Below are 26,354 nucleotides of genomic sequence, written 5' to 3'. Positions count from 1 at the left end.
CGGACGGCGTTGGGAGATATCAGTCCGGCTTGATTCCAGCCCGCGCAATGATAGGCCGCCAGCGCTGCTGCTCCTGCGCGATGAAGCGCGAGAATTCCGCCGGCGTGCCGCCCACCACGATGGCCGCGTCAGCGCTCAGGCGTTCGACCGAACTCTGGCTCTTCACGGCTTTCATGGTGGCGTCGGCCAGCTTGTCGGCGGCGGCCTGCGGCAGCGATGCCGGCGCCAGCAGGCCGTACCACTGCGTCATCTCGAAGCCGGGATAGCCTTGCTCGGCGACCGTGGGCACGTCGGGCAACTGCGCGATGCGCTGGGTCGTGCCGGTGGCGATGCAGCGCACCTTGCCCGCCTTGATGAACTGGAGGATCGCGGGCGCACCCACCGCGGCGGCGTCGAGCCGGCCGGACAGCAGGTCGGTGATCTGCGGGCCGCTGCCGCGGTATGGCACGTGGGTGATGAAGGTGCCGGTGGCGGCCTTCAGGTATTCGAAGGCCAGGTGGCCGGCGCTGCCGTTGCCGGCCGATCCATAGTTGAGCTTGCCGGGCTTGCTTTTGGCTAGCGCCACGAACTCCTTCAGGTTCTTCGCGGGCACGTCGGGATGGACCACGTACAGGCTCGGCACCTTCGACAGCAGCGAGATCGCGCGGAAGTCCTTGACCGGGTCATACGGCAGCTTCGGGAAGATAAAGGGATTGACCGCCAGCGTGCCGATATGGCCAAGGATCAGCGTGTGGTTGTCGTCGGCACGCGCGACTTCGCCCATCGCGATATTGCCGGCGGCGCCCGGCTTGTTCTCGACGAACACGGACACGCCGAGCAGCTTGGTCAGCTCCGCCGCGGTCGAACGCGCGACGATCTCGGAGCTGCCGCCCGGCGCGAACGGCACCACCAGCCGGACGGGCTTGGCCGGCCACGCCTGGGCGCGGGCGAGTGAGGGCGCCAGCGCGCACGCGCCCAGCGCGGCGCTGGCCTTGAGCAGTTGGCGGCGAATGGGATTGGCTGCGGTCATGCTTTTTGTCTCCTGGGGTTGCGGTAGCCCCGGGCCGCGAAGCGGCAGGGGCGGCTGCGTGGTTATTCGGGCCGGATGTTGCCGTCGCGGATGACCTTGGCCCATTGCCGCGCCTGCGCGTCGATGAACTGGCGCGCTTGCGCCGGGGATGCTGCCACCACCTCGCCACCCAGCTCGGCCACGCGTTGCCGGATCTCGGCGCTGGTCATCACCTTCTGCAGTGCGTCGGCAAGTTTCGCGGCGATCGGCTCCGGGGTCGCGGCGGGGAGGAAGGCCGCGTTCCATTCATACACCTCGTAGCTGGCCACGCCGGCTTCCTGCATGGTCGGCACCGCGGGCAGCGCGGGGCTGCGCGACCGGCTGGTCACCGCCAGCGGCTTGAGCTTGCCGGCCTGGATGTGCTGCAGGCTCGAAGCCACGTTGGCAAAGAACAGAGGCACCTGTCCGGCAATGACGTCGGTCATGGCCGGGCCGCCGCCCTTGTAGGGCACGTGCAGCAGGTCGACGCCGGCGCGCTGCTCGAACAAGACCCCGGCCAGATGCTGTGCCGAGCCGTTGCCCGAAGACGCAAAGGCCACCGAGCCCGGCTTCTGCCTGGCCATGGCCACCACCTCGCTGACCTTGCCCGCCGGGAAGCCTGCGGTGGCGACCAGCACATTGGGATAGCGCGCCAGCACGCCGACCGGCCGGAACGCCTTGTCCGGATCGTAGGGCAGGCGCGGATAGAGGCTGGGATTCACGGCATAGGACGAGGCATCGACCATCAGCGTGTAGCCGTCGGGCGCGGCCTTGGCGACATAGGCCGCGCCGATCTGCCCGCCGGCACCCGGCCGGTTCTCGACCACCACGGTCTGCCCCAGCTCGCGCCCCAGGCCGGGCGCGATCAGCCGTGCCATCAGGTCGGCACCGCCACCCGGCGGATAGGTCACCACGATGGTGATGGGGCGTGCCGGCCAGGCCGCGGCGTTGTCGGCGGCCTGCGCCGGCGTGCCGATGGCGATCAAGGCGGTGGCGGCGGCGGCGATCGCGTGGCGTGCATGCATGGGTCGGTCTCCTTGGCGACGGTCCATCACGGACCTCAGCGGACGTCGGCGGTATAGCGGAAGGCAAAGGCGTCGCCGCGCGTCAGCCGGTATTCGATGCAGTGGCCGGCCAGGTCAAAGGCGTGGCGCGTGACGACCGCGCAGGGATGCGCATCGGGCAGTGTCAGCAACGCGGCCTCGTCCGCCGCCAGCGTGCGGAAGGTCACCTCGTCCACGGCGCGATGGACCGTGACGCCGCAGGCGCTGCCCAGCAGCGGGTAGAGCAGGTCGCCCCACTGCGCCGGCGGCAGCTGCTGCAGGGCTTCGCAGCGCGGCAGCGGCAGCCAGATCGATTCCAGCAGGCGCGGCGTCTGCTCCAGCCAGCGGCGGCGCGAGATCGCCAGCCCGCGCGCGCCGCTCGCCAGCCCGAACCGCGCCGCCATGGCCTTGTCCAGCCGGACGGCGCGGCACGACAGGATTTCGGAGCGCGGCACCACGGGCGCGCCGTCGGCGCCGCCGAAGCGAAAGAAGCGCATCAGGCTGGCGCCGCTCAGCCCCTTGCGCACGAAGGTCCCCTTGCCCTGCACGCGCTCGAGCAGGCCTTGCTGGACCAGCACGGCGATGGCCTGGCGGATGGTGCCCAGCGCGATGCCGAACTCCGTGGCCAGCGCCCCTTCGGCCGGAATGGCACTGCCCGGCGTCCAGGCGCCGGAAACGATCCTGTCCCGCAGTGCCGCCGCGATCTGGCCGTAACGGCTCAGCCCCGCGGTGGCGGTGGTGGTCTGGAGCGGTGCGTTGTCTGGCATGCCGGAGCCGTGCTAAATTGATTGAATGCTTATGTCCTCTAGAGGACTAGAATACTGACGCGGGTCTGGATGCCATATCCGGATATACCCGCCCCACGGAGGCTTGATGATGAGCAGGCGCGCTTTGCCGCTGGTGGATACCCATTTCCACGTCTTCGATACCGGCGTGGCTACGGCTTCGGCGCGCTACCGGCCGGCCTATGCCGCCGGGCTGGATGACTGGCAGGCGGCCATCGGCAAGCTCGGCGGCCAGGGCGACCTGTATGGGGTGGTGGTGCAGACCAGCTTTCTCGGCACCGACAACACCGCGCTGCTGGCCGCGCTGCAGGCGCTGCCCGCGCGCCTGCGCGGCGTGGCGGTGATCGACCCGACGATCACGGACGCGCAACTGGCGGCGTTCCAGGCCGCTGGCGTGCGCGGCATCCGCCTGAACCTGTACGGCGATCCGGATTGGCAACGCATTGCCACTGCGCCGTGGCGCGCGCTGTTCCACAGGATCGCCGCGCTGGGCTGGCACGTCGAGCTCCATACCGGCAACGGGCAGGGCGCCATGGTGCTGGCCCAGCTGGATGCGGCGCTGGGCGATGCGGGCGCCCCAGTGGTGCTTGACCACTTCGGCCGGCCCGGCACAGCAGGGATCGCGGATGCGGTCTTCGATGCCGCCATGGCAGTGCGCGCGCGCCGCCAGCTGTGGGTGAAGATCAGCGCGCCCTACCGGCTGGCATCGCCGCACGACTGGCCCCGGCTTGCTCAGCGCTGGCGCGACATCGTCGGCGATGAGCGCCTGCTGTGGGGCAGCGACTGGCCGTGGACCAATCACGAGGGGCCGCAGCGGCTGGACGAGTGCCGCACGCTTGCCGCGTGGCAAGGGCAGCGCGGTGACGGCGCGGCGTTGTCCGCGGCGCTGCGCTGGCGCAACGCCGCGGCGCTTTACGGGTTTGCCGTGGCGGCGTAGCGTTATCGCGGCGCCGCACGGCGGGCCTTCAATCCGGCGCCAGCACCGCCGGCAGCGCCGCCATCAGCAGGTCGATCGTCACCCGCAGCTTGTGCGGCAGAAAGCGGGTGCGCGGCCATACCAGGTGCAACGGGGTGCGGCTGACCGAGGCCTGCGGCAGCACGCGCGCCAGCGTGCCCTGCTGCAGCGGCTCGCGCACCAGCCACAGCGGCAGGCTGGCCACGCCGGCGCCGCGGATCGCGGCCATGGCCAGGGTATCGATGTCGTCGAAGGCGAGCCGGTGTGACAGCTCCGGCCGCACCGGATTGCCGTCGGTGTCGGCCAGCGACCAGGATACGGGCTGGCTGCCGCGCAGGTAGACCAGGCACTGGTGCGACAGCAGTCCGGCAGTGGAGGCCGGCGTGCCATGGCGGCGCAGGTAGTCGGGCGCCGCGCACAGCACCATGGCCTGCGTGCCGAGCGGCCGTGCCACCAGCGTGTCGCTGTCCGGCAGGCGGCCGCTGCGGATCGCCAGGTCGATGCCGTCGTCGGCAAAGTCCACCAGCCGGTCGGTGAAATTGCCTTCCAGCCGCAGTTGCGGATGTTGCTCCGCCAGTTCCAGCAGCAGCGGCGCCACATGATGGCGGCCGAACACCACCGGCGCGCTCACGCGCACACGGCCCGCGACGGCGCCGCGCCCGGCCTCCAGCATGTGTTGCGCAGCATCCAGTTCCTCCAGCGCCTGGGCGCAGCGCTCGTAGAACGCCTGGCCGTCATCGGTCAGCGCCAGGCTGCGCGTGGTGCGCACGAACAGCCGTGCACCGACGCGTGCCTCCAGCCGCGCAATGGCCTTGCCGATGGCGGAGCGCGTCAGGCCCAGGCGTGCCGCCGCCTGGGCAAAACTGCCGGCTTCCGCCGCGGCCACGAAGGCCGTGATGCCGGCCAGCCGGTCATGGGTGATTGGTTCCATGGTGGCTACACAGGAAGGACTTCGATTGCCCAATGGATCTGATGGGGAATCAGTATAGTGGGTTCACCGTTTTTCACCCACAGGACCGCACCCATGACTTCCTCCATGCAACGCTGGCAACTTTCGGCATTCGGCCGCAACCACCTGCATCGCGTCGATGCGCCGATACCCACGCCGGGACATGGCGAGGTGCTGGTGCGGGTGCATGCGGTGGCCCTGAACTACCGCGACCTGCTGATCCTCCACGACGGCATGGGGATGCCGGTGCAGCCGCCGCTGGTGCCGGGGTCGGACATGCGCGGCGAAGTCGTGGCCATTGGCGATGGGGTTGCCGGCTTTGCCGTGGGCGACGCGGTGATCAGTACCTTCTTCACCGGCTGGCTCGATGGCGTGCAGCCGCGCCACAGCAAGCCGCTGGGCGTGCCGGGCCCCGGCATGCTGTCCGAATACGTGGTGCTGGCCGAGGATGCGCTGGTGGCGGCGCCGCGCACGCTCGATGCCGCGCACGCCAGCACGCTGACCTGCGCCGGCCTGACGGCATGGCAGGCGCTGGCCGAGGCCACGGTGACGCGGCCCGGCGATACCGTGGTGGTGATCGGCACTGGCGGCGTCGCCTTGTTCGCGGTGCAGATCGCCCGCGCCCAGGGCGCGCGCGTGATCGTGGTGTCGGGCAGCGACGACAAGCTGGCGCGCGCGCAGGCGCTGGGCGCGGCGCACGGCATCCATCGCGGCCGCACGCCCGACTGGCCCGCCGCGGTGCGCGAGCTGACCGGCGGCCATGGCGCCGACCATGTGCTGGAACTGGCCGGCGGCGACAACTTCGGCCGCTCGCTGGCCGCGCTGGCGCAGGGCGGCCGGATCTCGGTGATCGGCAACCTGCAGGGCGACGAGCTGCGTGCCAACGTCTATCCGGTGCTGCATGGCCGCGTGACCGTGCAGGGGATTGGCGTGTCGCACCGGCGCGCATTGCAGGACCTCGTGCGCGCGGTCGACTGGCTGCAGTTGCGCCCCGTGGTCGAGCGCGCGTATGGCTTCGGCGAGCTGCCGGCGGCGCTCGATCATCTCGAGCGCGGCGCCTTCGGCAAGGTGGTGGTGCGGCTGGACTGAGGCGGCCAGGCCGCTACTTGCGGGCCTTGGCGCGCGTATTTTTCCTGGCGGCGGCGCGGGCCGCTTCCTTTTGCGCCGCTGCGGCCTCGCTCAACTGCTCCAGCCACGCCATGCCCTCGACATACGACAGGAAATGCCGCAGGTATTCGGGCGAGGTTTCGCGCATCAGCGACAGCGAGCGATGCACGAGATGGTCGGTATTGAGCGGCCCTGCGTTCTCCGGCACGCGTTCCAGCGACTGGCGGAACTGCTGCTCGACGCTGACCCTGGCCCAGGTTTCGCGGAAGTAGTCGGCGAGGGTGTCGACCAGCGGCGTGCCGACCGCTTGCGCCGGCGCCGGCGACAGCGCGCGGGCATCGTTCGAAGCCGCCGCGATGGCGGGTCTGGCACGCGCGGCGAGATCGTGGACCAGTGCGCCCAGCGCGCTCACGGCCGGCATTGGCGCCGGCTGGCAAGTGGTCTCGCCAGCGTTATCGGCGTTGCGCTGCACGATGTCGGCATAGGCGGCGATCAGCTCTTGCAGGCGCGCCTCCAGCAACTGCCGCGCCGCGCCGTCATGTGCTGCCGCACGGGCGGCCAGTGCCTGCATCAGCCGGAAGCGCACGGGGTCGGCGCGGTCGGCGCCGCTGGCCTGCCAGCCGTCGAGCCGCGCGCGGGCACCGGCCGCCGCGTCGAGCTCAGCCATGCGCCTTCACCGTGCCGGTGGTCACGCGCGGCACCGGCGAGATTTCCACGCGCCGGTTTTTCGCACGGCCCGCCGCATCGGCATTCGGCGTGACCGGCTGCTGCGAGCCGAACGCGGCCGAGAACACCGACGAGGGGGGGATGCCCGCATCGATCAGCGTACGGGTCACGGTCAGGGCGCGCTGCGCCGACAGTTCCCAGTTGTCGGCAAAGCGCCGGTTGCCCTCGCGCACCTGCTGGTCGTCGGTAAAGCCGCTGACCATCAGGATCTCGTCGCGGCTGCGCAGGTAGGCCGACAGTGGCTGGGCCAGGCTCTTGAGCAGGTCGCGGCCTTCGGGCTGCAATTCGGCGGAATTCAGCGCGAACAGCACGCTGCCGCTGATGCCGATGCGCCCGTTCACCAGCGTCACGCGGCCGGCCGCGAGCGGCCCGGCCAGCGCCTTTTCCAGCGTCTGGCGGCGCTGGGCTTCTTCCTGCCGCTGCTTCACCTCGGCTTCGAGCCGCGCCGACAGCTCCATCTGCACGCCGATGACCCCCAGCAGCACCAGCACGAACGCGCCCAGCAGCACCGACATCAGGTCGCCGAAGACCGCCCAGGCCGGCACGGTGGGCTCAACGCCGGCGTCGAGTTCTTCTCTCATGCCGCCTCTGCGCTGGGCGCCTGCCGGGCCGCGCGCAGCTGCAGGTCTTCCAGGATCTGCTTCTGCGACAGCATGCTCAGGTCCACCACCTCGCGCGCCTGCGCCACGTAGTAGGCCAGTTGCTCGTCGCTGCGCGTCATCGACTTGTCCAGCGCGGCCTCGATGCGCTGCAGGTGGTCGATCAGCTTGCCGTTCGATTCGCTGAACAGCTGCACCGCCACGCCGAAGGCTTCGCCCAGGCTGGCCACCTCGACCGCGCTGCCGGTGACCTGGGCAGCGATGTCGGCAAGCTTGCCGGTCTCGGCCTCCACCTTGTCGGTGAAGCGCGTGCCGATGCGCTCGAGCAGGTCGGCGGTGGTGGCCACCAGCGTGTCCACCGCGGTGCGCTGTTCGGTGGAGGCGTGGTTGACGGCGTCAAGCAGCGTGCCCAGGGTTTCCATCATGCGGCTGCGTTCTTCCAGCATGGCGTGGTCGCGCGCCATGCCCTCGGTCAGCTTCTCGCGCAGCTGCGCAAGGACCTCGGCGGCGGCGCGGGGCGCTTCGCTCGCGGCCTGCAGCAGGCGCGAGACCTCGGCGACGGTGCCGGTGGCCTGGGCCTGGGCCTGCGCCGCCATGTCGCGCGCGGTGACGGCCAGCGTTTCGCAGATCTGCTGCTGGCGCGCGGTGGCGTGCGCGCTGGCCTGCTCCCATTCGCCGCGCAGCGCGGCCGCCATGGTGCCCAGCGATTCGGTCCAGGCGGCCAGGCGCTGCGCGTCCTGCGCCACCAGTTCCGCCTGCAGCGCGGTGGCGGCCTTGGGTGCCTCGGCCGCGGCCTGCACCAGGCGATCGATCTCGGCCAGGGTGGTGCTGGTGTGCGCCTGGGTCTCGGTCGAGATCGCGCGCGCGGTCTGCGCCAGCGCCTCGCAGACTTCCTGCTGGCGCGCGGCGGCGTGCGTGCTGGACTGCTCCCATTGCTGGCGCAGCGTGGCGGCGATGCCGTGGAGGGTCTCGGTCCAGCCGGCGAAGCGCGCCGCATCGCGCTCGGCCAGTTCCGCCTGCAGCGCGACCGCGGCCTTCGGCGCTTCCGAGGCGGCCTGCACCAGGCGGTCGATTTCGGCGAGGGTGCGGCTGGCATGTGCCTGCGTCTGCGCGGAGATCTCTTGCACGTTCTGCGCAAGCGTCGCGCTGATTTGATCCTGGCGCGCGACCGTGTGCGCGTTCAGTTGCTGCCATTCCTGGCGCAGCGTTGCGGTGATGCCGCCGAGCGTATCGGTCCACGCGGCAAAGCGCGCTTCATCGCGCGACGCCAGTTCGGCCTGCAGCGCGATAGCGGCCTTCGGCGCTTCGGCGGCTGCCTGCACCAGGCGGTCGATCTCGGCCAGCGTGCTGCTGGCATGCGCCTGCGTCTGCGCCGAGACCTCGCGCACGCTCTGCGCCAGCGTGGCGCTGATTTCGTCATGGCGGCTGACGGTGTGCGCGTTCAGCTGTTCCAGCTGCTGGCGCAGGGTGGCCGTCATGCCGCCGAGCGTGTCGGCCCAGGCCGACAGGCGCTGCGCGTCCTGCGCGGCCAGCTGGGCCTGCAGGCCGGCATGCGAGGCATCGACGCTGCGCACCAGCGCCGCGGCGTGCTCGCCAAACGTTGCCGCGGCGGCCGCCAGCGCCTGCTGGTTGTCGCCGGCCAGCTTTTCGCCGGCCTGCTGCTGTTGCGACAGCGCCTCGCGCCAGGCCCCGGCGGTGCTGGCCGCCACCGCATCGAAGCGGCTGGCAACGTTGTCCAGCAAGCTGGCCGAACGTTGTTCGAAGGTCTGGCTGAAGCCATCGAGCGATGTGCGCAGGTCCGCCGCCAGCGCCTCGCTGGTGTGCTGATGGCCGGCCAGGGCCTGGTTCCAGGTATCGGCGACACCGGCGGTGGCGCGCTCGAACCGGCTCGAAACACCGTCCAGATGCTGTTGCACCGCCTGCGTGACGGTGTCGCGCAGCGCCGTGGTCTCGCGCGCCAGACCGGCCATGGTCGCGTCCACCGCGGGCTGGATCGCGGCACCGGCGGCGCGGGCGCTGTCGGCGATGCTGTCCTTCAGCGATTGCTCCACCGATGACGCCAGGCGCGCATAGACCGCCTCGGTCTTGCCGTGGAAGGCGTCCTGGCTGGCCACCAGCCGCTCTGCCAGGGCTTCGTTCTGTTGCGCCATGGCGCGCATCATGGCCTGCATCTGCTCGGCCAGCGCCGGCATCACGTCGGCCTGGCGCTGCAGCAGCCGCAAGGCTTCGTCGCGCTGATGGCCGCGCGAATAGCTGCGCAGCGTGGTGGCGATGCGGGCATCGAGCGCCTGCGCGGCCTGGATGCGCTCGCGCCGGCACAGCGCGGACAGCAGGCCCAGCATGGCCGAGGTGGCCACGCCCGCGACCGAGGTGCCGAAGGCAAAGCCCAGCCCCTTGACCGGCGCCGCCAGCGAAGCGCGGATCGCCTGCAGGTCGGTGGCGCCTTCCAGCGCGATGCCGGTGCCGCGCAAGGTGGCCACCATGCCGAGGAACGTGCCGAGCATGCCCAGCAGCACCAGCAGCCCGACCAGGTACGGCGTCAGCGCGGGGCCGGGCAGGCCGACGCGTTCGCCTTCGACGCGCAGCCGCACGCTGTCGCGCAGGCTGGGGTGCAGGCGTTCCAGCCAGCCGCCAAGGCTGGCCGGCGCCTCGGCCAGTCCGGCCAGCGCCTGCGCCAGCGTGGCGGTGGCCTGGCGGTAGCGCAGCAGTTCCAGCGCGCCGCCCACGTAGAAGCCGCCGATCAGCAGGGTGACGACCAGCGCCAGGAAATTGGTGCCGGCATAGCCCACGCCAATCCAGCAGACGACCGCCAGGCCCGCCAGGAACGCAACAATATGGGATAGGTATCGGGTCATGATGTCCGGGTTAGCTGTCTTGCAGCGCCGCCAGCAGGCCTTCGACGGGCTGCCAGCGGATCTCGAGTTCGGCGAGCAGCACGCTCTGCATATCCTTGCGGAACACGCCCAGCCATGCGCCGGCGCGGACCGCCGCGGGTTGTCCTTGTGCCTGGGCCTGCGCCTCCAGTGCCGCGGCCTCGGCCTGGCGCAGGCGCTGGAAGTGCGCCTCCAGCAGGTTCGGCACCGCGCCCAGCAGGCTCTGCTCGCGGGCGCCGAGCACGCGCTCCATCACCGCGTCGACCATGGCCAGCTTGGCCATGGCCGGCGTACCGGCCGACAGCGCCGCCCGCAGGCCGCCGCGCAGGCTGCCGATGCTGGTCTCCATGGTCTGCTGCAACGTCAGGTAGCGCTGACGATGCACCGCGTAATCGACCTGCGCATCGACCGGGTCCGGCAGCGCCGACGGTCTCGCCGGACCGCGGCGCCGGCCGGCCGGCGCGGCGTCTTCGGCGATGGCATCGGCCAGCCGGGCGCGCACACGCGCGCATTGCTGCGCTTCGGTGCCGCCGCCGCCACTTGCCGGGGGCGGCATCGCCGGCACTTGGGCCTTCAGCGCCGACGACAGCGCGATCGCATCCGCCCAGCCGAGCCATTGGCTCAGCTGGCTGGAAAGCGAGCTTGCAGGGGCGGGGGCGTCGGCGTCAGCCAGGCGGGCCAGCAGGCGGACCAGCGTGGGTCCGCTCAAGCCTGTGCGCCGGGGCACTTGTAACATTCCGCTGGATTCGAAAAATGCAGCAGTTTACACGCCCCGGCAGTGGCGCGGCCGGCCGGGCTAGCGGATGATGGCGGGAAGCCGCTTCCGCCCCGTCCCGACTCCTCCCGATCCGCCCCGATCCGCCCCGATCTGCCCAACATGGAGCCCCGCCATGAAACTCGTCGGCATGCTCGATTCCCCCTATGTCCGCCGCACGGCAATCTCGCTGCGCCTGCTCGGACTGCCGTTCACGCATGAATCCGTGTCCGTGTTCGGGGAAGTCGAGCGCTTCCGCGCTGTCAATCCGGTCGTCAAGGCGCCTTCGCTGGTGTGCGACAACGGCGTCGTGCTGATGGACTCCACGCTCATCATCGACTATGCCGAGTCGCTGGCCGGCCGCAGCCTGATGCCTGCCGATACCGCGTCGCGGCAGGCCGCGCTGCGCATCGTCGGGCTGGCACTGACGGCGTGCGAGAAGGTGGTGCAGAACTTCTACGAGCACAGCCAGCGTCCGGCCGGCAAGCTGCACCAGCCGTGGCTGGACCGCGTCGACGCCCAGCGCGAGAGCGCCTTTGCGTTGCTGGAGGCCGAGCTTGCCGCGCGCCCGCTGCCGCGTTCCGAAGCCGAGCTTGGCCAGCCCGAACTGACCGCCGCGGTGGCCTGGACCTTCACGCAGTTCATGCTGCCCGGGGCAGTCGATCCGGCATTGCATCCGGCGCTGGCTGCGCTGACCGCCGCGCTGGAGCGGCTGCCGGCATTCGAGGCATTGCCCTGCGCATAGGCAGGCGGGCGCGGCTGCCGCCTAGTCTGCCTGCACCTGGCAGAACCGCAGCCGGTTCCCGAACGGATCGGCCACCTGCAGCATCCGGCCCCAGCCCACATCCTCCACACCGGGCTTCGCGTACGGATAGTCCTTGGCGGACAGCTCGCGGTGCAGCGCCTCGATATCCACTACCGGCACGAACACGGTCGACCCCGGCGTGGCATCGCCATGGTGCTCGCTCAGGTGCAGCGTCAGGCCGCTGCGCCTGACCTGCGCGTAAAGCGGCAACCCGTCTTCGAAGCGATGCTCCCAGTCGAGCGTGAAGCCGAGGAAATCGAGGTAGAACTCCATGGCCTTGTCGACCGAGAAGATGCGGAGGATGGGAATGCCGGCCGACAGGTTCATGGTGTCTGGGTGCGGGAGTGGCGCGGAATCCTGGATGATAGCCGCCGCATAAGCATTGGCGACAATGTTCGTTGGCTCGGCCCGGTTCCGCGACTAAGCTGGCGCTCCGATTTGCCTCCCGGAGCACCGCCATGACCCCGACCCACAATTCCCGTCGCCGCTGGCTTCTGGCCGCGGCGGGCGCGGCTGCAGCCGCTGCGCTGCCTGGGGTCAGCCTGGGGCAGGGCCTGACGACATTGCGCATCGGCTATCAGAAGTCATCCACGCTGATGATCCTGCTGAAATCGCGGCAGACGCTGGAAAAGGCGCTGGCGCAAAAAGGCGTGGCGGTGCAATGGTATGAGTTCACCTCCGGCCTGCCGCTGCTGGAAGCGCTCAACCTCGGCAACATCGACCTCAGCGCCGACGTGGCCGATGCGGTGCCGCCGTTCGCGCTGGCCGCGGGTGCGTCGCTGACGTATTACGCGACCGAGACCCCTTCGCCGCAGGCGCAGGCGATCGTGGTGCGCGCCGATTCGCCGATCCACGAGGTGGCCCAGCTCAAGGGCCAGCGCGTGGCGTTTGCCAAGGGCGCCGGCGCGCACTACCTGGTGCTCGAGGCGCTGGCGCGCGCCGGGCTGTCGATCCGCGACATCGAGCCGGCCTACCTCAGCCCGGCCGATGCGCGCGCGGCGTTCGAGCGCGGCAGCGTGGCGGCATGGGCGATCTGGGACCCGTTCCTGGCCGCGGTGCAGCGCCAGTCCAATGCGCGCGTGCTGCGCGACGGCGAAGGGCTGTCGAGCTATCGCCGCTTCTACCTGGCGGCGACGCCGTTCGCGCGCACGCATGCCGAAGTGCTGGAGGTGGTGTTCGACGCGCTGCGCGACGCGGGCGACTGGGTCAAGCGCAACCCCGCCGAGGCCGCGCGCTGGCACGCGCCGCTGATCGGCCTGGATGCCGCCACGGTGGAGGCCGCCAACGCGCGCCGCAGCTATGCCGTGCGCACCGTCGACGCGGCCGCGCTGGCCGAGCAGCAGCGCATTGCCGACGCCTTTGCCGCGCAAGGCATCCTGCCGCGCAAGGTGGCGGTGTCGGCCTCGCCGGTCTGGCGCAAGGCGTAAGCGCCGCCCTGCGCCCAGTCCCGTCAGGCCGTCAGATCACGCCCATTGCCGGATCGCTGACCGTATCCTCGCCGGTCTCCATGCGCCCGGCAAAGCGGCGCGCAAACGCGGGGCTGGCTTCGCAAATCACGACGAAGTCGTACCAGTTGCCGCTTTCGGCCACCGGCCATTCCAGCGTTTCCACCTTGCCGCGCTTGACCCGTTGCGTCCACGGGCCGTCGTCGCGGTAGGCCAGCGCCTTGACGGTGAAGGTCACGTCGGCATCGCCGTCGTTATGCAGCTTGACCTGGATCGTCGGCTTCTTGCAGGGGTTGTAGCAGACCTGGATCTCGGCGGAGGTGGTGGCCGCCGCGTTGACATCGCCGGTGAAGGCGCGGTGATAGCCGTTGGGGCCGAGCACCCACAGGTCGTACTTGCCGCCGTCGGCATTGACGTCCCACACGTCGTCCAGCGCCTTGCCGGCCTCGACCACGTAGCGGCGCGGAATGCGGTCCAGGTGCAGCTTGTCGTAGACATGGAACACCGCGCCCGCCTGGTGCGCGCTGTCGTTGGCGAACAGCAGGCGCACGGTGCGGGCGGCGGCATCGACGCGCGCGCTGGTGTGCAGCTCATACGGCAGCTTGCGCGACGGGCGCGCGCCGGTGGCCTGCGCCGGCAGCGCCGGCGTGACGGGCACCGGAATGGCGGGCTGCGTCTGCTGCCAGGCGGTCAGGCTGGTGGCGTCGGCGCGCGTGGTGCGACCCGCCAGCACGGGCAGCGTCTCGGTGTTGGGCGTGGCGAAGTTGAAGGCGCTGGTCAGGTCGCCGCAGACCGCGCGGCGGTAGGCGCTGATCTGCGGCTCGATCACGCCGAAGCGCGCTTCCAGGAAGCGCAGCACCGAGGTGTGGTCGAACACCTCGGAGTTGACCCAGCCGCCGCGGCTCCACGGCGACACCACCCACAGCGGCACGCGCGGCCCCGGCCCGAAGGGCTTGCCGTCCTGCGGCGGCTGCCTGGGCGTGGCCGGCGGGAAATTGAAGTACTCGTAGGCCATCTGCGCATCGTCCAGCGTCGACTTGCCGGCCAGCGTGCCGTCCGGGTTGCGCGACGGCGCGGTGGGCGGCGGGCTGTGGTCGAAGAAGCCGTCGTTCTCGTCGAAGTTGATCAGCAGCACGGTCTTGCTCCAGACCTCGGGCGATGCCGTCAGCGCATCGAGGATGGACTGCACGTACCAGCCGCCCTTGGCCGGGCTGGACGGGCCGGGGTGTTCGCTGAACTCTGCCGGCGGGATGATCCACGATACCTCCGGCAGCCGGCCGTTGACCACGTCGTCGCGCAGCGACTGCAGGAAGCCGCCGTCGGGCATGGTGTTGCAGAAGCCCTTGGCCAGCGCGCTGTACTGGTCGTCGATATCCGGGTTGTAGGGCGGATTGACGCCCGCGCCCGCGGTGTTGGACAACCTGCGCCCTTCCGGCATCTTCTCCATCTCGGCGCGCCAGTGCCGGAAGCTCATCATCTGGTTGCAGCCATAGTTGTCCGGCACGTTCTGGTAGACCTTCCAGCTCACGCCCGCGCCCTGCAGGCGGTCGGCGTAGGTCTTCCAGGTCCAGCCTTCGGTGGACGGGCCCACGTCGGCGCCGGCGTTGAACTCATTGATCATCACCGCGACGTTGTCGCCGGTGGGGCCGTTGCTGCCGGTCCAGTAGAACAGGCGGTTGGGGATGGTGCCGGTGTGCATCGCGCAGTGGTACGCGTCGCACAGCGTGAAGGCGTCGGCCAGCGCGCGCTGGAACGGGATCTCGGCGTTGTCGTAGTAGCCCATCGACAGCGCCTTCTTGGCCACCGGCCAGCGGTCCATGCGGCCGTGGTCCCAGGCGGCCTGCGCGTCGGGCCAGGTGTGCGGCGTGCCGCCGGCGCGCTGCGCGTTGCCCTGGGTTTCGTCGAGGTGGTAGGGCGTCAGCGTATTGCCGTTGGCATCGGTCTGGTAGAACGCGGTCTTGCCGTTCGGCAGCGGGATCGCAAAGCGGTCGCCGTAGCCGCGCACGCCCTTGAACGTGCCGAAGTAATTGTCGAACGAGCGGTTTTCCAGCATCACCATCACGACGTGCTTGACGTCCTGGATGGTGCCGGTGGCGTTGTTGGCCTCGATCGCGAGGGCGCGGCGGATGCTGGGCGGAAAGCTGGCCAGCATCGCGGCGGCGGCGCCGGTGCCGAGGCTGGTCTTGAGGAACTGTCGCTTGGACGGATTGAAGGTCATGGCGTGGGTGGAGTCGTTCTGTCGCTGGATCGGAAAGCGGCCCGCGTCAGGGGCAAATCAGGGGACAAATCCGGGGGCACGTCGGGTCAGGGCGCGCAACGCGTGCTGCAACTGCCAGGCTTGCCGGTGTGGCCGGGCTTGCCGGCCGCGTCCGGCGCGTTGCCGTTGACGGCGTTGGGCTGGAGGGTGCCGCCTCCCGCGCCGGGAGAGTCATCGCCGCCGCAGGCGGCAAGCATCAATGCCAGGGTCAGGGTGCCGGCCGCCAGCCATGGCCGGGCGGAATGCGACAGCAAGGTGGGTCTCATTGGTGCAGGGCCTTTTCTTCTGGTTGAGGAAGAGAACGAGGGCCGCGCCCGTTGCGCCGACAGACAGCGGCACGCATCGGACTTCCGCCGGGGCGGATGACAAGCGCGGGATCTGGCCGGTTGCTGCGGTGATGGCCGTGGCTTGTCGCGACAGCGGGCGATTGTTGACCGATCAAATGTCAGATGTTTGACAGGGTGCACTTTCGGCAATTTTGCTTTGTAACCAAAAGTGTCAGCAGGCAGGCGTGGCAATTGCAGGCACTGCCGGGTTGCTGCCGTTCATCCCTTCAACCCGACACAGGAGACCGTTATGCCCGACACGTCCGACGCGCAGGCCAAGCCCACGTCAAACTCCACACCCGCCACCGCTGCCCAGGGCGCTCCGGCCGGTTATGGCGATGCGCAGCGCGGCACCGGCGGAGAGCTGCACCAGGTTGCCGGCGGCACCCATGTCCCGCTGACCACCAACCAGGGCGCGCCCATCGCGGACAACCAGAACTCGCTCAAGGCCAATCCGCGCGGCCCGACGCTGCTCGAAGATTTCATCCTGCGTGAAAAAATTACACACTTCGACCATGAGCGCATTCCCGAGCGGATCGTCCATGCGCGCGGCACCGCGGCGCACGGTTACTTCGAGCTGACCGATTCGCTGGCGCAATACACCACCGCCAGCATCCTGACCGAGGTCGGCGTCAAGACGCCCGTGTTTGCGCGCTTCTCGACCGTGGCCGGTGGCGCAGGCTCGATCGACACGCCGCGCGACGTGCGCGGCTTCGCGGTCAAGTTCTATACGAAGGAAGGCAATTGGGACCTGGTCGGCAACAACATCCCGGTGTTCTTTATCCAGGACGCGATCAAGTTCCCCGACGTGGTCCACGCGGTCAAGATGGAGCCCGACCGCGCGTTCCCGCAGGCGGCCACCGCGCACGACACCTTCTGGGATTTCATCTCGCTCACGCCGGAGTCGATGCACATGGTCATGTGGATCATGTCGGACCGCACCATCCCGCGCTCGCTGCGCATGATCGAAGGCTTCGGCGTACACAGCTTCCGCCTGCTCGACAACCAGGGCCGGTCCACCTTCGTCAAGTTCCACTGGCGCCCCAAGCTGGGGCTGCAGTCCACGGTGTGGGACGAGGCCGTCAAGATCGCCGGCGCCGATCCGGATTTCCATCGCCGCGACATGTTCAATGCGATCCAGTCCGGCAACTTCCCGGAATGGGAGCTGGGGGTGCAGTTGTTCACGGAGGACGATGCGGCCAAGTTCCCGTTCGACCATCTCGATGCGACCAAGATCATCCCGGAAGAGACCGTGCCGCTGAAGATCATCGGCCGCATGGTGCTGGACCGCTGGCCCGACAACTTCTTTGCCGAGACCGAGCAGGTAGCGTTCTGCCCCGCCAACATCGTGCGCGGCATCGATTTTTCCAACGATCCCTTGCTGCTGGGCCGGCTGTTCTCCTACCTCGACACGCAACTGCTGCGCCTGGGCGGCCCCAACTTCAACCAGATTCCGGTGAACGCGCCCAAGTGCCCGTTCGCCAACCACCAGCGCGACGGCCATATGCAGATGCAGCGGCCCAAGGGACGCGTCGCCTACGAGCCCAACTCGCTGTCCGACGACTCGCCGCGCGAGGCGCCCGATCTGGGCTTCCGCCACGCACGGGTGGCCGAGCAGGGCGACAAGGGCCGCATCCGCGCCGAGACCTTTGCCGACCACTACAGCCAGGCGCGCCTGTTCTACCGCAGCCAGACCCGCGCCGAACAGGCGCATATTGCCTCGGCGCTGGTGTTCGAGCTGTCGAAGGTCGAGCACGTGCATGTGCGCGAGCGCATGGTGGCCCACCTGCTCAATATCGACCCCGACCTGGGCCGGCGCGTGGCCGACGGCCTGGCGCTGGACCAGGTGCCCGAGCCGCTGCCCGCCGCCGCGCCGGTGCAGGACCTGCCGCCGTCGCCGGCGCTGCAGATCATCGGCAAGATGAAGGACACGCTGCAGGGGCGCGAGATCGGCATCCTGGTCGCCGACGGCTCCGACGGCGCCACCGTGGAGGCGATCCGGCAGGCGGCTAGCGCCGCCGGCGCGACGGTGAAGATCGTCGCGCCCAAGGTGGGCGGCGCGGTGCTGGCCGATGGGTCGAAGCTGCCGGCGGATGGCCAGTTGGCGGGGACGCCGTCGGTGATGTTCGATGCCGTGGCCGTGATCCTCGGTGCCGATGCCGCCACCATGCTGGTACAGGAGAGCGCGGCGCTGGACTTTGTCTGCTTTGCCTATGCGCACCTGAAGGCGATCGCGGTCGATGCCGGCGGCGAGGTATTGCTTACGCACGCCAACCTGAGGCCGGACAACGGCATTGTGCCGGCCAGCGACCCGGCGCGGTTCATCGTCGCGGCCAAGACCCGGCAATGGGATCGCGAGCCGCAGGTGCGCATGCTCGCCTGAAGCTTCGTCAGCGTTGTAAAGCGCAAGGGGGCGGATCTCGATACCGGCGCATACCTTGGCTCAAGACCATTCCGGTCAATGTGCCCACCGAGGCTGCGTGCCGGGACGCCATATCTTGTGCACACAAGGGCAGCCTCTGAATACGCAGGGCAGGTTAGAATCTACTCTCCCTGTCCTGCGCAGCTGCTGTCCATGTCCGAAGAAAAGAAGAGCCTGTCCGAAACCATCCGCGCCGCGATCGAGCAGGAAATTCTTTCCGGGAAGCTGCCCAGCGGCACGCAACTGGAAGAGCAGCAGTTGCTGGCGCGTTTCGGCGTGTCGCGCACCCCGGTGCGCGAGGCGCTGATCCAGCTGGAGTCGGCGGGCCTGGTGGACCTGGTGCCGCGCCAGGGCGCAATCGTTTCTTCAATCACGCTGCGCGAGTACGTCGCGATGAACGAGATCCTGGTTCAGCTGGAGGCGCTCGCGGCCCGCCTGGCGGCGCGGCGCATCTCCGCGGCGCAGCGCACGGCGCTGCAGCAGGCGTTCGACGCATGCCGCGCGGCGGCGGAGCGTGCCGATTCCGATCGCTACCGCGAAGCCAACGATGTCTTCCATGACGTCATCTACGCGGCCTGCTGCAACGACATCCTGTCGCGGCAAATCCGCACCATGCGCGCGCGCATGCGTGGCATGCGCGACCTGCGCTTCGAGAAGCCGGCCCGCATCCTGGCCTCGCTGGCCGAGCATGAGGCGGTGATGGGCGCGATCGTGCGCGGCAACGAGGACGATGCCGCGGTGGCCATGGTGCGCCATATCGCCACCGGCGGCGACGTCTATGCGGACATGATCGCGGCCATGCCCGACGACGAAGCCGGCGGCCGCCGCGGCCGCCGCTAGTCCCGGCCGACCGGCGGGGTCACTCCAGCTTGACGCCGGCCTGCTCGATGCGCGTCACCGCCGACTTGCCGTCGGCTGCCGCCCATTTGCCGAACTCCGCGGGCGAAGCCGAAGTCGACACCTCGCTGCCGTTGCCGGCCAGCTTGGCGCGCAATTGCGGGTCGGCCATCACCTTTGTCGCGGCGGCGAAGAGCTTGTCGCGGATGCCGTCGGGCAGTCCGGCCGGCCCGAACAGTCCGAACCAGAAAGTAAAGTCAAAACCCGGCAGGCCCATCTCCGCCAGCGCGGGCAGGCCCGGCGCCACCGCCGACGGCTTGGGCGTGGTCACGCCGATCATCTTCACTACGCCTTGCGTGCCCAGCGGCAGGACCGACGCTGCGGTGCCGAACGACAATTCCACCTCGCCCGCGGCCACGGCCTGCAGCGCCGGGGCGCCGCCCTTGTAGGGCACATGGGTCATCTTGGCCCCCGTGGCTTTTTCAAACTGCAGCGCGGCGATATGCGGCGAGCCGCCGATGCCGGACGACGAGTAGTTGAACTTGCCCGGCTGCGCGCGTGCCTTGGCCACCAGCGTCTTGACGTCGCCGACGTTCAGGTTCTTGTTGACAGCCAGGATCAGCGGCGACACCGTCAGCCGCGTTACCGGGGTGAAGTCGGTGGCCTTGTAGCGGGCCTTGTACAACTGCTGGTCGATGCCGTACAGCGTGGCCGTGGCCAGTCCCAGCGTGTAGCCATCCGGCGCGGCCTGCGCCAGCGCCGCGGAGGCGAGTGTGCTGCCGGCCCCGGGCTTGTTGTCCACCACCACGGTCTGGCCCAGTTCCCTGGACAGCGCTTCGCCGAACACGCGGGCGACGAAGTCGGCGGCGCCGGCCGGCGTGTAGCCCACCAGCAGCCGGATCGGCCGGGCCGGATATTCCTGCGCGCCGGCGATGCCCGGCAAGGCCGCCAGGGTGGCGAGGGTCGCGCCGATGGCAACGCGCCCGAGAGCATGGTTCATGGTTGTCTCCTTGTTGTAGTCGCTGCCACTGTGGTGTCGGGCGGGGTTCAGGACGCCACGCTGGCTGCGCGCAAGGCGGCGATGCCGGCGTCGTCATAGCCCAGCCCGCGCAGGATCTCATCGGTGTGCTCGCCCGGATCGGGCGCGGCGCGGGCAAAGCGTTCCGGGTGCGGTGCCGCCGACAGGTTGATCGGCGAGCGCAGCAGCGCAAGCGGCCCCAGCACGGCATGCTCGGCGGGCCGGGTCATGCGCAGGTGTCGCACTTGCGCGTCCTCGAAGGCCTGGCCGATATCGAGCACCGGGCCGCACGGCACGCCGGCCGCATTCAGGCGCGCGGTCAACTCGGCGGCGGTGAACGCGGCGGTGCACTGGCCGATCGCGGCGTCCAGTCGCCGGCGCTCGGCGGCGCGGCCCGCGGCGGTCCGGAAGGCGGGGTCGTCCAGCAGCCAGCCGGCCTCGAGGGTGCGGCAGAAGTTGGCCCACATGCGGTCGGTGCTGGCGGCAATATTGACCACGCCGTCGCGGCAGCGGTAGGTGCCCATCGGCACCAGCGTCGGGTGCGCGTTGCCTTGCTGGGTCGGCACTTCGCCGTCCACCGTGTAGCGGGTGGCCTGGAAATCCAGCTTGTTCAGCATGCCCTCGATCAGCGAGGTATGCACCCATTGCCCGCGGCCGGTGCGCGCGCGGTGCAGCAGCGCCAGCAGGATGCCCTGGCCCAGGAACATGCCGGCCGTGGTGTCGGAAATGGCGATGCCGACGCGCAGCGGCCCCTGGCCCGGCTCGCCGGTGACGGAGCTAAGCCCCGACATGCCCTGCACGATCTGGTCGAGCCCCGGGCGCTCGCAGTAAGGCCCGTCTTGGCCAAAGCCTGAGATGCTGGCCAGGATCACGCGCGGGTTGATCGCGCTCAGATGAGCGTAGGTCAGCCCCAGGCGCTCCTTGACCACCGAGCGGAAGTTTTCCACCACTACGTCGGAGCGCTGCACCAGTCGCCCCAGCACCTCGGCGCCCTGCGGGGTCTTCAGGTCCAGGCACAGGCTGCGTTTGTTGCGGTGCAGGTTCTGCTCGTCCGAGCCGCGCCTGCGCCCGGTCACCGAGCCGCGGTCCTGTGGCGGCGGCGGCTCGACGCGGATCACGTCGGCGCCCCAGTCCGACAACAGGCGCACGGCCGTAGGACCGGCGCGGGCGATGGACAGGTCCAGCACGGTGAGGCCCGACAGCGGCAGGTCGGCGCACGTGGCGCCGGCGGCTCCGGGGTCGATGCCGGGTGGGAAAGAGGTCATGGCAATCCTTGGCAAGTGAATCGGCCTGAGTATACAAATAGTAGATATAAAAATACGTATACGGACTTTCCATGATGCGGAGGGTCGCGAGATCACGTAGGCTGTGAGGTGTCCGTGGTCCTCAACGAGCAAGGTCGCCGCAAAATTGCTCACTGAAATCCCTAGAGACCGGCATTTTCACATCAACGCCAGCGTTTACGGTACTGACACCGATCGCGGCAACCTTCCAGGATTTGTATGCTTACAGATGCCATCTGTATTAACAGGACCGGAAGCCCGGACGTGCTGGAGCCATGCCGGGTAGAAGTCCCGCCGCCGCCCCAGGGCGAGGTCCAGTTGCGCCAGTCAGCCATCGGCCTGAACTTCGCCGACATCTACCAGCGCAAAGGCGCGCATGGCCCTCACGCCGCGGCGCCGTTCCCGGTCACGCCGGGCTCGGTCGGCGCTGGCGAGGTCGTGGCGATCGGGCCCGGGGTGGACGGCTTCGAGGTGGGCCAGCGGGTGGCCTGCATGCATCCGGGGGCGTACCAGGTGATCCGCAACGTGCCGGCGGGCCGGCTCGTGCCCTTGCCCGACGCGATTCCCGCGGAGGTGGCCGGCGCCACGCTGCTGCGCGGCCTGACCGCCGAATACCTGCTGCGCCGGCTCTATGCCGTGCAGCCGGGCGACGTGGTGCTGGTGCATGCGGCGGCGGGCGGCATGGGCCTGCTGCTGTCGCAATGGGCGCGCGCGCTGGGCGCGACCGTGGTTGGCACCGTGGGCAGCGAAGCCAAGCGGGCGGTGGCGCTGGCGAACGGGTGCCACCATGTCATCAACTACCGTGAGACCGAGTTCGTCGATGCCGTGCGGGCGCTGACCGGCGGCGCGGGCGTGGCCGTGGTCTACGACGGCGTCGGCAAGGACGTGTTCGTGCCGTCGCTGCAATGCCTGCGGCCGTGCGGCATGGCCATCAACTATGGCACCGCGTCGGGCGACGTCGAGGCCTTCGACCTGCAGCTGCTGCACGCGCGCTCGCTGATCGTGTCGCGGCCGACGCTGCGTACCTATATCGCCAGCCCGCAGGCGCTGGCTGCTGCCGCGGCCACATTGTTCGATGCCGTCGCGGCCGGGCGACTGCGGCTGGAAGTCACGCACCGCTACCCGCTGACCGCCGTGCGCGATGCGCACCGCGACCTGGAAAGCCGCGCCACCACGGGTTCGGCCGTGCTGATCCCGTGAACCGGGCGAGCGCAACATGAAACTCTTCCATGGCTGGTTGTCGAGCGCGTCGCGCCGGGTGCGCTTGTGCCTGGCCGAGAAGTGCATCTACTACGACAGCGTGCCGGTCGACCTGGCGGCACAGGAACAGCACGCGCCCGCGTTCCTGGCGATGAACCCCAACGGCGTGGTGCCGGCACTGGTGCTGGACGATGGCCGCTTCCTCCACGAGAGCGGCACTATTTGCGAATACCTGGACGAGATCCGCCCGTTGCCGCCATTGCGGCCCGATGACGCCTACCAGCGCGCGGTGATGCGCAACTTCGTGCGCTGGACCGACGAGAAGGCGCTGCCGAATCTGCTGGTGCTGAACTGGAGCCTGGCGCTGCAGCCGGTTGCCGCGCAATGGAGCGATGCCACGCTGGCCGAGCGGCTGGCGCGCATCCCCACCGCCGAGCGCCGCGACGCATGGCTGCGCATCGCGCGCCAGCCCTATACAGAAGCGGAGAAACGCCGCGCACTCGAGGCGCTGCTGTTGCTGCTGCCGAAGATGGAAGCGATGCTGGCCGATGGCGACTGGCTCTTCGGCGCGCGCTATACGCTGGCCGATATCGCCGCGACGCCTTTCATCGCGCGCATCGCCGAACTGGCGCCCGCCGCGCTAACGTCGGCGCCGGCCGCGGCTGCGTGGTGGCAGCGCGCGCAGGCCCGGCCCGCGTTTGCGCAGGCGCGGCTGGAACGCTTCGACATCGCGCTCGCCCGCCGTGGCACGCCGGCCGCCGGCGACCACTAATCCCTGAAGATCCCTCCTGGAGAATTGCCCATGCAGACTGATGGTTCCCTGCCTTCGCTCGACATTGCCGGTCATGTCGCCACGATCACCTTGCGCCGCCCGGAAGTGGCGAACCGCCTGGGGCCGGACGACCTGGCAGAACTGCAGCGGCATGTCGAGGCGGTCAATGCCAGCGACGTGCGCGTGCTGCGCCTGCGCAGCAGCGGCAAGTACTTTTGCAGCGGCTTCGATATCGGCCGGCTCGCGGCCGGCCAGCGCGGCGCCGGTTTCGAGACCCTGGTCAACGCGATGGAAGACTGCCGCGCCGTCACCATTGCCGAGATCCACGGCGGCGTCTACGGCGGCGGCACCGACCTTGGGCTCGCCTGTGACTTCCGGCTCGGCACCCACGCAGTCGACATGTTCATGCCCGCGGCGCGGCTGGGCCTGCATTTCTACCAGCGCGGCATGGAACGCTATGTCAGCCGGCTGGGGCTGAACCACGCCAAGCGCCTGTTCCTGACTGCCGAGCGCATCGATGCCGACGAGATGTTCCGTTGCGGCTTCCTGACCGAGCTGCTGCCTGCCGAGCGCCTGCGCGAACGCGCGGAGCAACTCAGCGAAACGGTGGCCGGCCTGGCGCCACTGGCGGTGCAGGGCATGAAGCGTCATCTGAATGCCATCGGCCGCGGCTCGCTCGATGCGGGGGCGCTGGCGGCGGATATCGGCGCGGCGAATCAGTCGCAGGATATCCGCGAAGGTGCGCTGGCCTGGCAGGAGAAGCGCAAGCCGCGGTTTACGGGAACCTGACGCCGCTGCATCCCCACGCCACCGCGCGCATCTGCGCGCTGGCGCACCATCTCTCTCTCTGGCACATAATGTGCATAGCATGCCAGCCGAAAGGCACATTCGAGCGGATCATCCGCCGGCACTGAGGGGAGACAATGAGTAGTTCAACCGACAAGTTCTCGGCCACCATGCGCGATGGCCTGGCCGATCTTGCGCGCCGCCTGCGCTTCGCCATGGAGGAGGGCGCGATCTGGCTGGACGAGCAGCGCATGATCCTGATCCACACCGCTGCGCTGGCGGCGCTGCGCAAGGAACTGGTGGACACCCTGGGCATGGAGCGCGCGCGCGGGCTGTTCACGCGCATGGGCTTCCATTCGGGCATGCGCGATGCCGAAGTCGCCAGAAAACTGCGCGCGGGCCACAGCGACTTCGGCCAGCTCGAGATCGGCCCCTGCCTGCACACCATCGAGGGGGTGGTGCGGGTCACGCCAGTCAAGGTCGATATCGACATCGCCGCCGGCATCTACGACGGCGAGTTCCTTTGGGAAGACTCGTTCGAGGGAGACGTGCACCGGCAGCTGTTCGGCATCGTCGACCAGCCTGCCTGCTGGATGCAGATCGGCTATGCCACCGGCTACACCTCGGCGCTGATGGGCCGCACCATCCTGTATCGCGAGGTGGAGTGCATTGCCTGCGGGCACCCGCATTGCCGCATCGTCGGCAAGCCGGTGGAAGCCTGGGAAGATGGTGCACAGGCGCTGGCGCTGTACCAGCCCGACCCCGTGATCGAGACCCTGATCGCCTTGCAGAGCGAGGTCGAGCACCTGCGCGCGCTGCAGGGCGGGGCGGCTACGCCGGCGGACCTGGTCGGCACCTCGCCCGGCTTTCGCGCGGCGTGGGGGCTGCTGCAGCGTGCCGCCGCCAGCAACGTGACGGTGCTGCTGCTGGGCGAGACCGGCGTGGGCAAGGAGCGCTTCGCGCAGGCCTTGCACGGCGTGAGCGCCCGCGCCGACAAGCCCTTCGTCGCGGTGAACTGCGCGGCGATTCCCGATGAACTGATCGAGGCCGAGCTGTTCGGCGTCGACAAGGGCGCCTTCACGGGCGCGACCCAGTCACGGCCCGGCCGCTTCGAGCGCGCGCATGGCGGCACCCTGTTCCTGGATGAACTGGGCGAGCTCTCGGCCTCGGCGCAGTCCAAGCTGCTGCGCGTGCTGCAGGAGGGCGAGGTCGAGCGCGTGGGCGGTACCGCCGCGCGCAAGGTGGACGTGCGGCTGGTGGCGGCCACCAATGTCGACCTGGCCGAAGCGGTAAAGCAGGGCACCTTCCGCAAGGACCTGTATTACCGCCTCAATGTCTATCCGGTCACGATACCGCCGCTGCGCGAGCGGCTCGACGATATCCGGCCACTGGCGGAGCGCTTCGTGGCCCGCTACGGCGCGCGCCATGGCAAGCGCATCGTCGGCATCACCGACCGCGCGCTGGCCGAGCTGCGCCACTATGACTGGCCCGGCAACGTGCGCGAACTGGAGAACGTGATCGAGCGCGGCGTGATCCTGGCCAGCCACGGCGGGCAGATCGGCGCCGACCACCTGTTTCTGCCGGGCACCGTGGCGCCGCCGCCGGATACCGCGCCACGGCTGGGCGCGGGCGGCACGCTGCCGGACCTGCGCGCAGCCGCGGTCCATGCGCTGCTGGACCAGATGTCAGAGCAGCAGCTGGCGCTGGGCGATGTCGAGACCGTGCTGATGGAGGCCGCGATGCAGCGCGCCGACGGCAACATGAGCCAGGCCGCGCGGCTGCTGGGCATCACCCGGCCGCAGCTGGCGTATCGGTGGAAGACGCGGGGTGCGCGCGGGGGGAATGGCAACTGATTGCTTAGGGCCTGCCAGCTGCGGGTTTGCTCCCCTCTCCCACTCGCGGCAGAGGGGCGGGGGTGAGGGTGGGCGCGTGCAATAGCGACGGCCTTCACTTCGTGGATACTTCGGCCTCACCCCAACCCTCTCCCGCAAGCGGGAGAGGGAGTACGCAAGCGGGAGTTGGAAAGCCCCAGGCAAAGATGACGCTGCGGGTTTGCTCTCGTCTCCTGACTTTCGCTTTCTCATTTGTTCATTTGATCATTTGATGCAGGCTCTTGCGGGCCATGCATCGCCCCGCATCCGCGCCATGCTGCGCAGCGCGAGCGATTTTCCGCTGTCGGATCAAGCCCTTTTCTCCTCCAGTCCGGCACGCGCTGCTGCGCCGCAGCGCCAGCGCACCCTTCGTAGCGTGCTGCCCGCAAACGCCCGCCCGGCGCGGCTTTTGATCATTTGATCAAAGCTCGCGGACCGCTTCATCAATTCATCGATGGCTGTCGTGCCCGGCCGTCCGGGTTAACGCGCACGCTGGCGTCCGCCGCGTCCCGGC

23 protein-coding genes are annotated in these 26,354 nt (G+C 69.5%); 10 read left to right on the top strand and 13 right to left on the bottom strand.

The features are described 5' to 3' along the window. Positions 1-19 precede the first annotated feature (19 nt). From CBM2588_RS18285 to CBM2588_RS18275, 3 genes are all read right to left on the bottom strand, one after another. Positions 20-1,009, bottom strand: coding sequence for a Bug family tripartite tricarboxylate transporter substrate binding protein (locus CBM2588_RS18285; RefSeq protein ID WP_115681843.1), 990 nt, complete (start codon positions 1,007-1,009; stop codon positions 20-22). A 62-nt stretch (positions 1,010-1,071) separates the two neighbouring features. Further along, complete coding sequence (locus CBM2588_RS18280; protein WP_115681842.1) at positions 1,072-2,052, bottom strand: tripartite tricarboxylate transporter substrate binding protein; 981 nt, start codon at positions 2,050-2,052, stop codon at positions 1,072-1,074. A 35-nt stretch (positions 2,053-2,087) separates the two neighbouring features. After that, positions 2,088-2,837: a GntR family transcriptional regulator gene (locus CBM2588_RS18275; RefSeq protein ID WP_115681841.1), complete on the bottom strand. Its 750-nt coding sequence runs from the start codon at positions 2,835-2,837 to the stop codon at positions 2,088-2,090. 106 nt (positions 2,838-2,943) lie between these two features. Between CBM2588_RS18275 and CBM2588_RS18270 the strand changes: the two genes are divergently transcribed. Continuing rightward, complete coding sequence (locus CBM2588_RS18270; protein WP_231942193.1) at positions 2,944-3,792, top strand: amidohydrolase family protein; 849 nt, start codon at positions 2,944-2,946, stop codon at positions 3,790-3,792. A gap of 28 nt (positions 3,793-3,820) precedes the next feature. Here the strand turns inward: CBM2588_RS18270 and CBM2588_RS18265 are convergent, their stop codons facing one another. Further along, positions 3,821-4,741, bottom strand: coding sequence for a LysR family transcriptional regulator (locus CBM2588_RS18265; protein ID WP_115681840.1), 921 nt, complete (start codon positions 4,739-4,741; stop codon positions 3,821-3,823). A 93-nt stretch (positions 4,742-4,834) separates the two neighbouring features. On the opposite strand from CBM2588_RS18265, the gene CBM2588_RS18260 reads away from it, so the two are divergent. Next, positions 4,835-5,848, top strand: coding sequence for a zinc-dependent alcohol dehydrogenase family protein (locus CBM2588_RS18260; RefSeq protein ID WP_115681839.1), 1,014 nt, complete (start codon positions 4,835-4,837; stop codon positions 5,846-5,848). Positions 5,849-5,861: 13 nt separating this feature from the next. Here the strand turns inward: CBM2588_RS18260 and CBM2588_RS18255 are convergent, their stop codons facing one another. From CBM2588_RS18255 to CBM2588_RS18240, 4 genes are read right to left on the bottom strand one after another with little or no spacing between them, the layout of a single operon-like run. After that, positions 5,862-6,533 carry a DUF2894 domain-containing protein gene (locus CBM2588_RS18255; protein WP_115681838.1) on the bottom strand — a complete coding sequence of 224 codons (672 nt, stop codon included), beginning with the start codon at positions 6,531-6,533 and terminating at the stop codon, positions 5,862-5,864. Beyond that, complete coding sequence (locus CBM2588_RS18250) at positions 6,526-7,173, bottom strand: OmpA family protein (RefSeq protein ID WP_115681837.1); 648 nt, start codon at positions 7,171-7,173, stop codon at positions 6,526-6,528. The genes CBM2588_RS18255 and CBM2588_RS18250 overlap by 8 nt, the downstream gene beginning before the upstream one ends. Continuing rightward, positions 7,170-10,046 (bottom strand): DUF802 domain-containing protein, encoded by a 2,877-nt coding sequence (locus CBM2588_RS18245; protein WP_115681836.1) that lies wholly within the window; start codon positions 10,044-10,046, stop codon positions 7,170-7,172. The genes CBM2588_RS18250 and CBM2588_RS18245 overlap by 4 nt, the downstream gene beginning before the upstream one ends. Before the next feature lie 10 nt (positions 10,047-10,056). Continuing rightward, positions 10,057-10,800, bottom strand: a complete 744-nt coding sequence (locus CBM2588_RS18240; protein WP_115681835.1) for a DUF3348 domain-containing protein — start codon at positions 10,798-10,800, stop codon at positions 10,057-10,059. Positions 10,801-10,954: 154 nt separating this feature from the next. Between CBM2588_RS18240 and CBM2588_RS18235 the strand changes: the two genes are divergently transcribed. Continuing rightward, a complete protein-coding gene (locus CBM2588_RS18235) occupies positions 10,955-11,563 on the top strand; it encodes a glutathione S-transferase family protein (RefSeq protein WP_115681834.1) in 609 nt (202 codons plus the stop codon). A gap of 21 nt (positions 11,564-11,584) precedes the next feature. Here CBM2588_RS18235 and CBM2588_RS18230 read toward each other — a convergent pair whose 3' ends face one another. After that, entirely contained in the window at positions 11,585-11,950 is a 366-nt protein-coding gene (locus tag CBM2588_RS18230) for a glyoxalase superfamily protein (RefSeq protein WP_115681833.1), read from the bottom strand. A gap of 131 nt (positions 11,951-12,081) precedes the next feature. On the opposite strand from CBM2588_RS18230, the gene CBM2588_RS18225 reads away from it, so the two are divergent. Further along, positions 12,082-13,050: an aliphatic sulfonate ABC transporter substrate-binding protein gene (locus CBM2588_RS18225; RefSeq protein ID WP_115681832.1), complete on the top strand. Its 969-nt coding sequence runs from the start codon at positions 12,082-12,084 to the stop codon at positions 13,048-13,050. A 31-nt stretch (positions 13,051-13,081) separates the two neighbouring features. Here the strand turns inward: CBM2588_RS18225 and CBM2588_RS18220 are convergent, their stop codons facing one another. Together CBM2588_RS18220 and CBM2588_RS18215 are read right to left on the bottom strand one after the other, a co-directional pair. After that, positions 13,082-15,286: a phosphocholine-specific phospholipase C gene (locus CBM2588_RS18220; protein ID WP_115681831.1), complete on the bottom strand. Its 2,205-nt coding sequence runs from the start codon at positions 15,284-15,286 to the stop codon at positions 13,082-13,084. An 86-nt stretch (positions 15,287-15,372) separates the two neighbouring features. After that, the gene (locus tag CBM2588_RS18215; RefSeq protein ID WP_115681830.1) at positions 15,373-15,579 is read right to left on the bottom strand and encodes a hypothetical protein; all 207 of its coding nucleotides are present in this window, start codon (positions 15,577-15,579) and stop codon (positions 15,373-15,375) included. A 322-nt stretch (positions 15,580-15,901) separates the two neighbouring features. On the opposite strand from CBM2588_RS18215, the gene CBM2588_RS18210 reads away from it, so the two are divergent. Both CBM2588_RS18210 and CBM2588_RS18205 read left to right on the top strand, forming a co-directional pair. Then, positions 15,902-18,034, top strand: coding sequence for a catalase (locus tag CBM2588_RS18210; protein ID WP_115681829.1), 2,133 nt, complete (start codon positions 15,902-15,904; stop codon positions 18,032-18,034). 192 nt (positions 18,035-18,226) lie between these two features. Then, a complete protein-coding gene (locus CBM2588_RS18205; RefSeq protein WP_115681828.1) occupies positions 18,227-18,913 on the top strand; it encodes a GntR family transcriptional regulator in 687 nt (228 codons plus the stop codon). Between the two features lie 19 nt (positions 18,914-18,932). On the opposite strand, the gene CBM2588_RS18200 is transcribed toward CBM2588_RS18205, so the two are convergent. Both CBM2588_RS18200 and CBM2588_RS18195 read right to left on the bottom strand, forming a co-directional pair. Next, positions 18,933-19,910, bottom strand: a complete 978-nt coding sequence (locus tag CBM2588_RS18200) for a Bug family tripartite tricarboxylate transporter substrate binding protein (protein ID WP_115681827.1) — start codon at positions 19,908-19,910, stop codon at positions 18,933-18,935. Between the two features lie 47 nt (positions 19,911-19,957). After that, on the bottom strand, positions 19,958-21,193 hold the full coding sequence (locus CBM2588_RS18195) for a CaiB/BaiF CoA transferase family protein (RefSeq protein ID WP_115681826.1): 1,236 nt from the start codon (positions 21,191-21,193) through the stop codon (positions 19,958-19,960). A gap of 237 nt (positions 21,194-21,430) precedes the next feature. On the opposite strand from CBM2588_RS18195, the gene CBM2588_RS18190 reads away from it, so the two are divergent. The 4 genes from CBM2588_RS18190 (at position 21,431) to poxR (ending at position 25,822) form a co-directional block, all read left to right on the top strand. Next, a complete protein-coding gene (locus CBM2588_RS18190; RefSeq protein ID WP_115681825.1) occupies positions 21,431-22,411 on the top strand; it encodes a quinone oxidoreductase family protein in 981 nt (326 codons plus the stop codon). A gap of 16 nt (positions 22,412-22,427) precedes the next feature. Continuing rightward, positions 22,428-23,183, top strand: coding sequence for a glutathione S-transferase family protein (locus tag CBM2588_RS18185; protein WP_115681824.1), 756 nt, complete (start codon positions 22,428-22,430; stop codon positions 23,181-23,183). Between the two features lie 30 nt (positions 23,184-23,213). Next, on the top strand, positions 23,214-23,972 hold the full coding sequence (locus CBM2588_RS18180) for an enoyl-CoA hydratase/isomerase family protein (protein ID WP_115681823.1): 759 nt from the start codon (positions 23,214-23,216) through the stop codon (positions 23,970-23,972). A gap of 134 nt (positions 23,973-24,106) precedes the next feature. Beyond that, the gene (gene poxR, locus CBM2588_RS18175) at positions 24,107-25,822 is read left to right on the top strand and encodes a phenol degradation transcriptional regulator PoxR (protein WP_115681822.1); all 1,716 of its coding nucleotides are present in this window, start codon (positions 24,107-24,109) and stop codon (positions 25,820-25,822) included. Positions 25,823-26,354 lie beyond the last annotated feature (532 nt).

The organism is Cupriavidus taiwanensis (assembly GCF_900250075.1).
Taxonomy (GTDB): domain Bacteria; phylum Pseudomonadota; class Gammaproteobacteria; order Burkholderiales; family Burkholderiaceae; genus Cupriavidus; species Cupriavidus taiwanensis_C.
The sequence above is the reverse complement of the archived record's forward strand: the minus strand, read 5'-3'. Positions and strand labels throughout refer to the sequence as shown.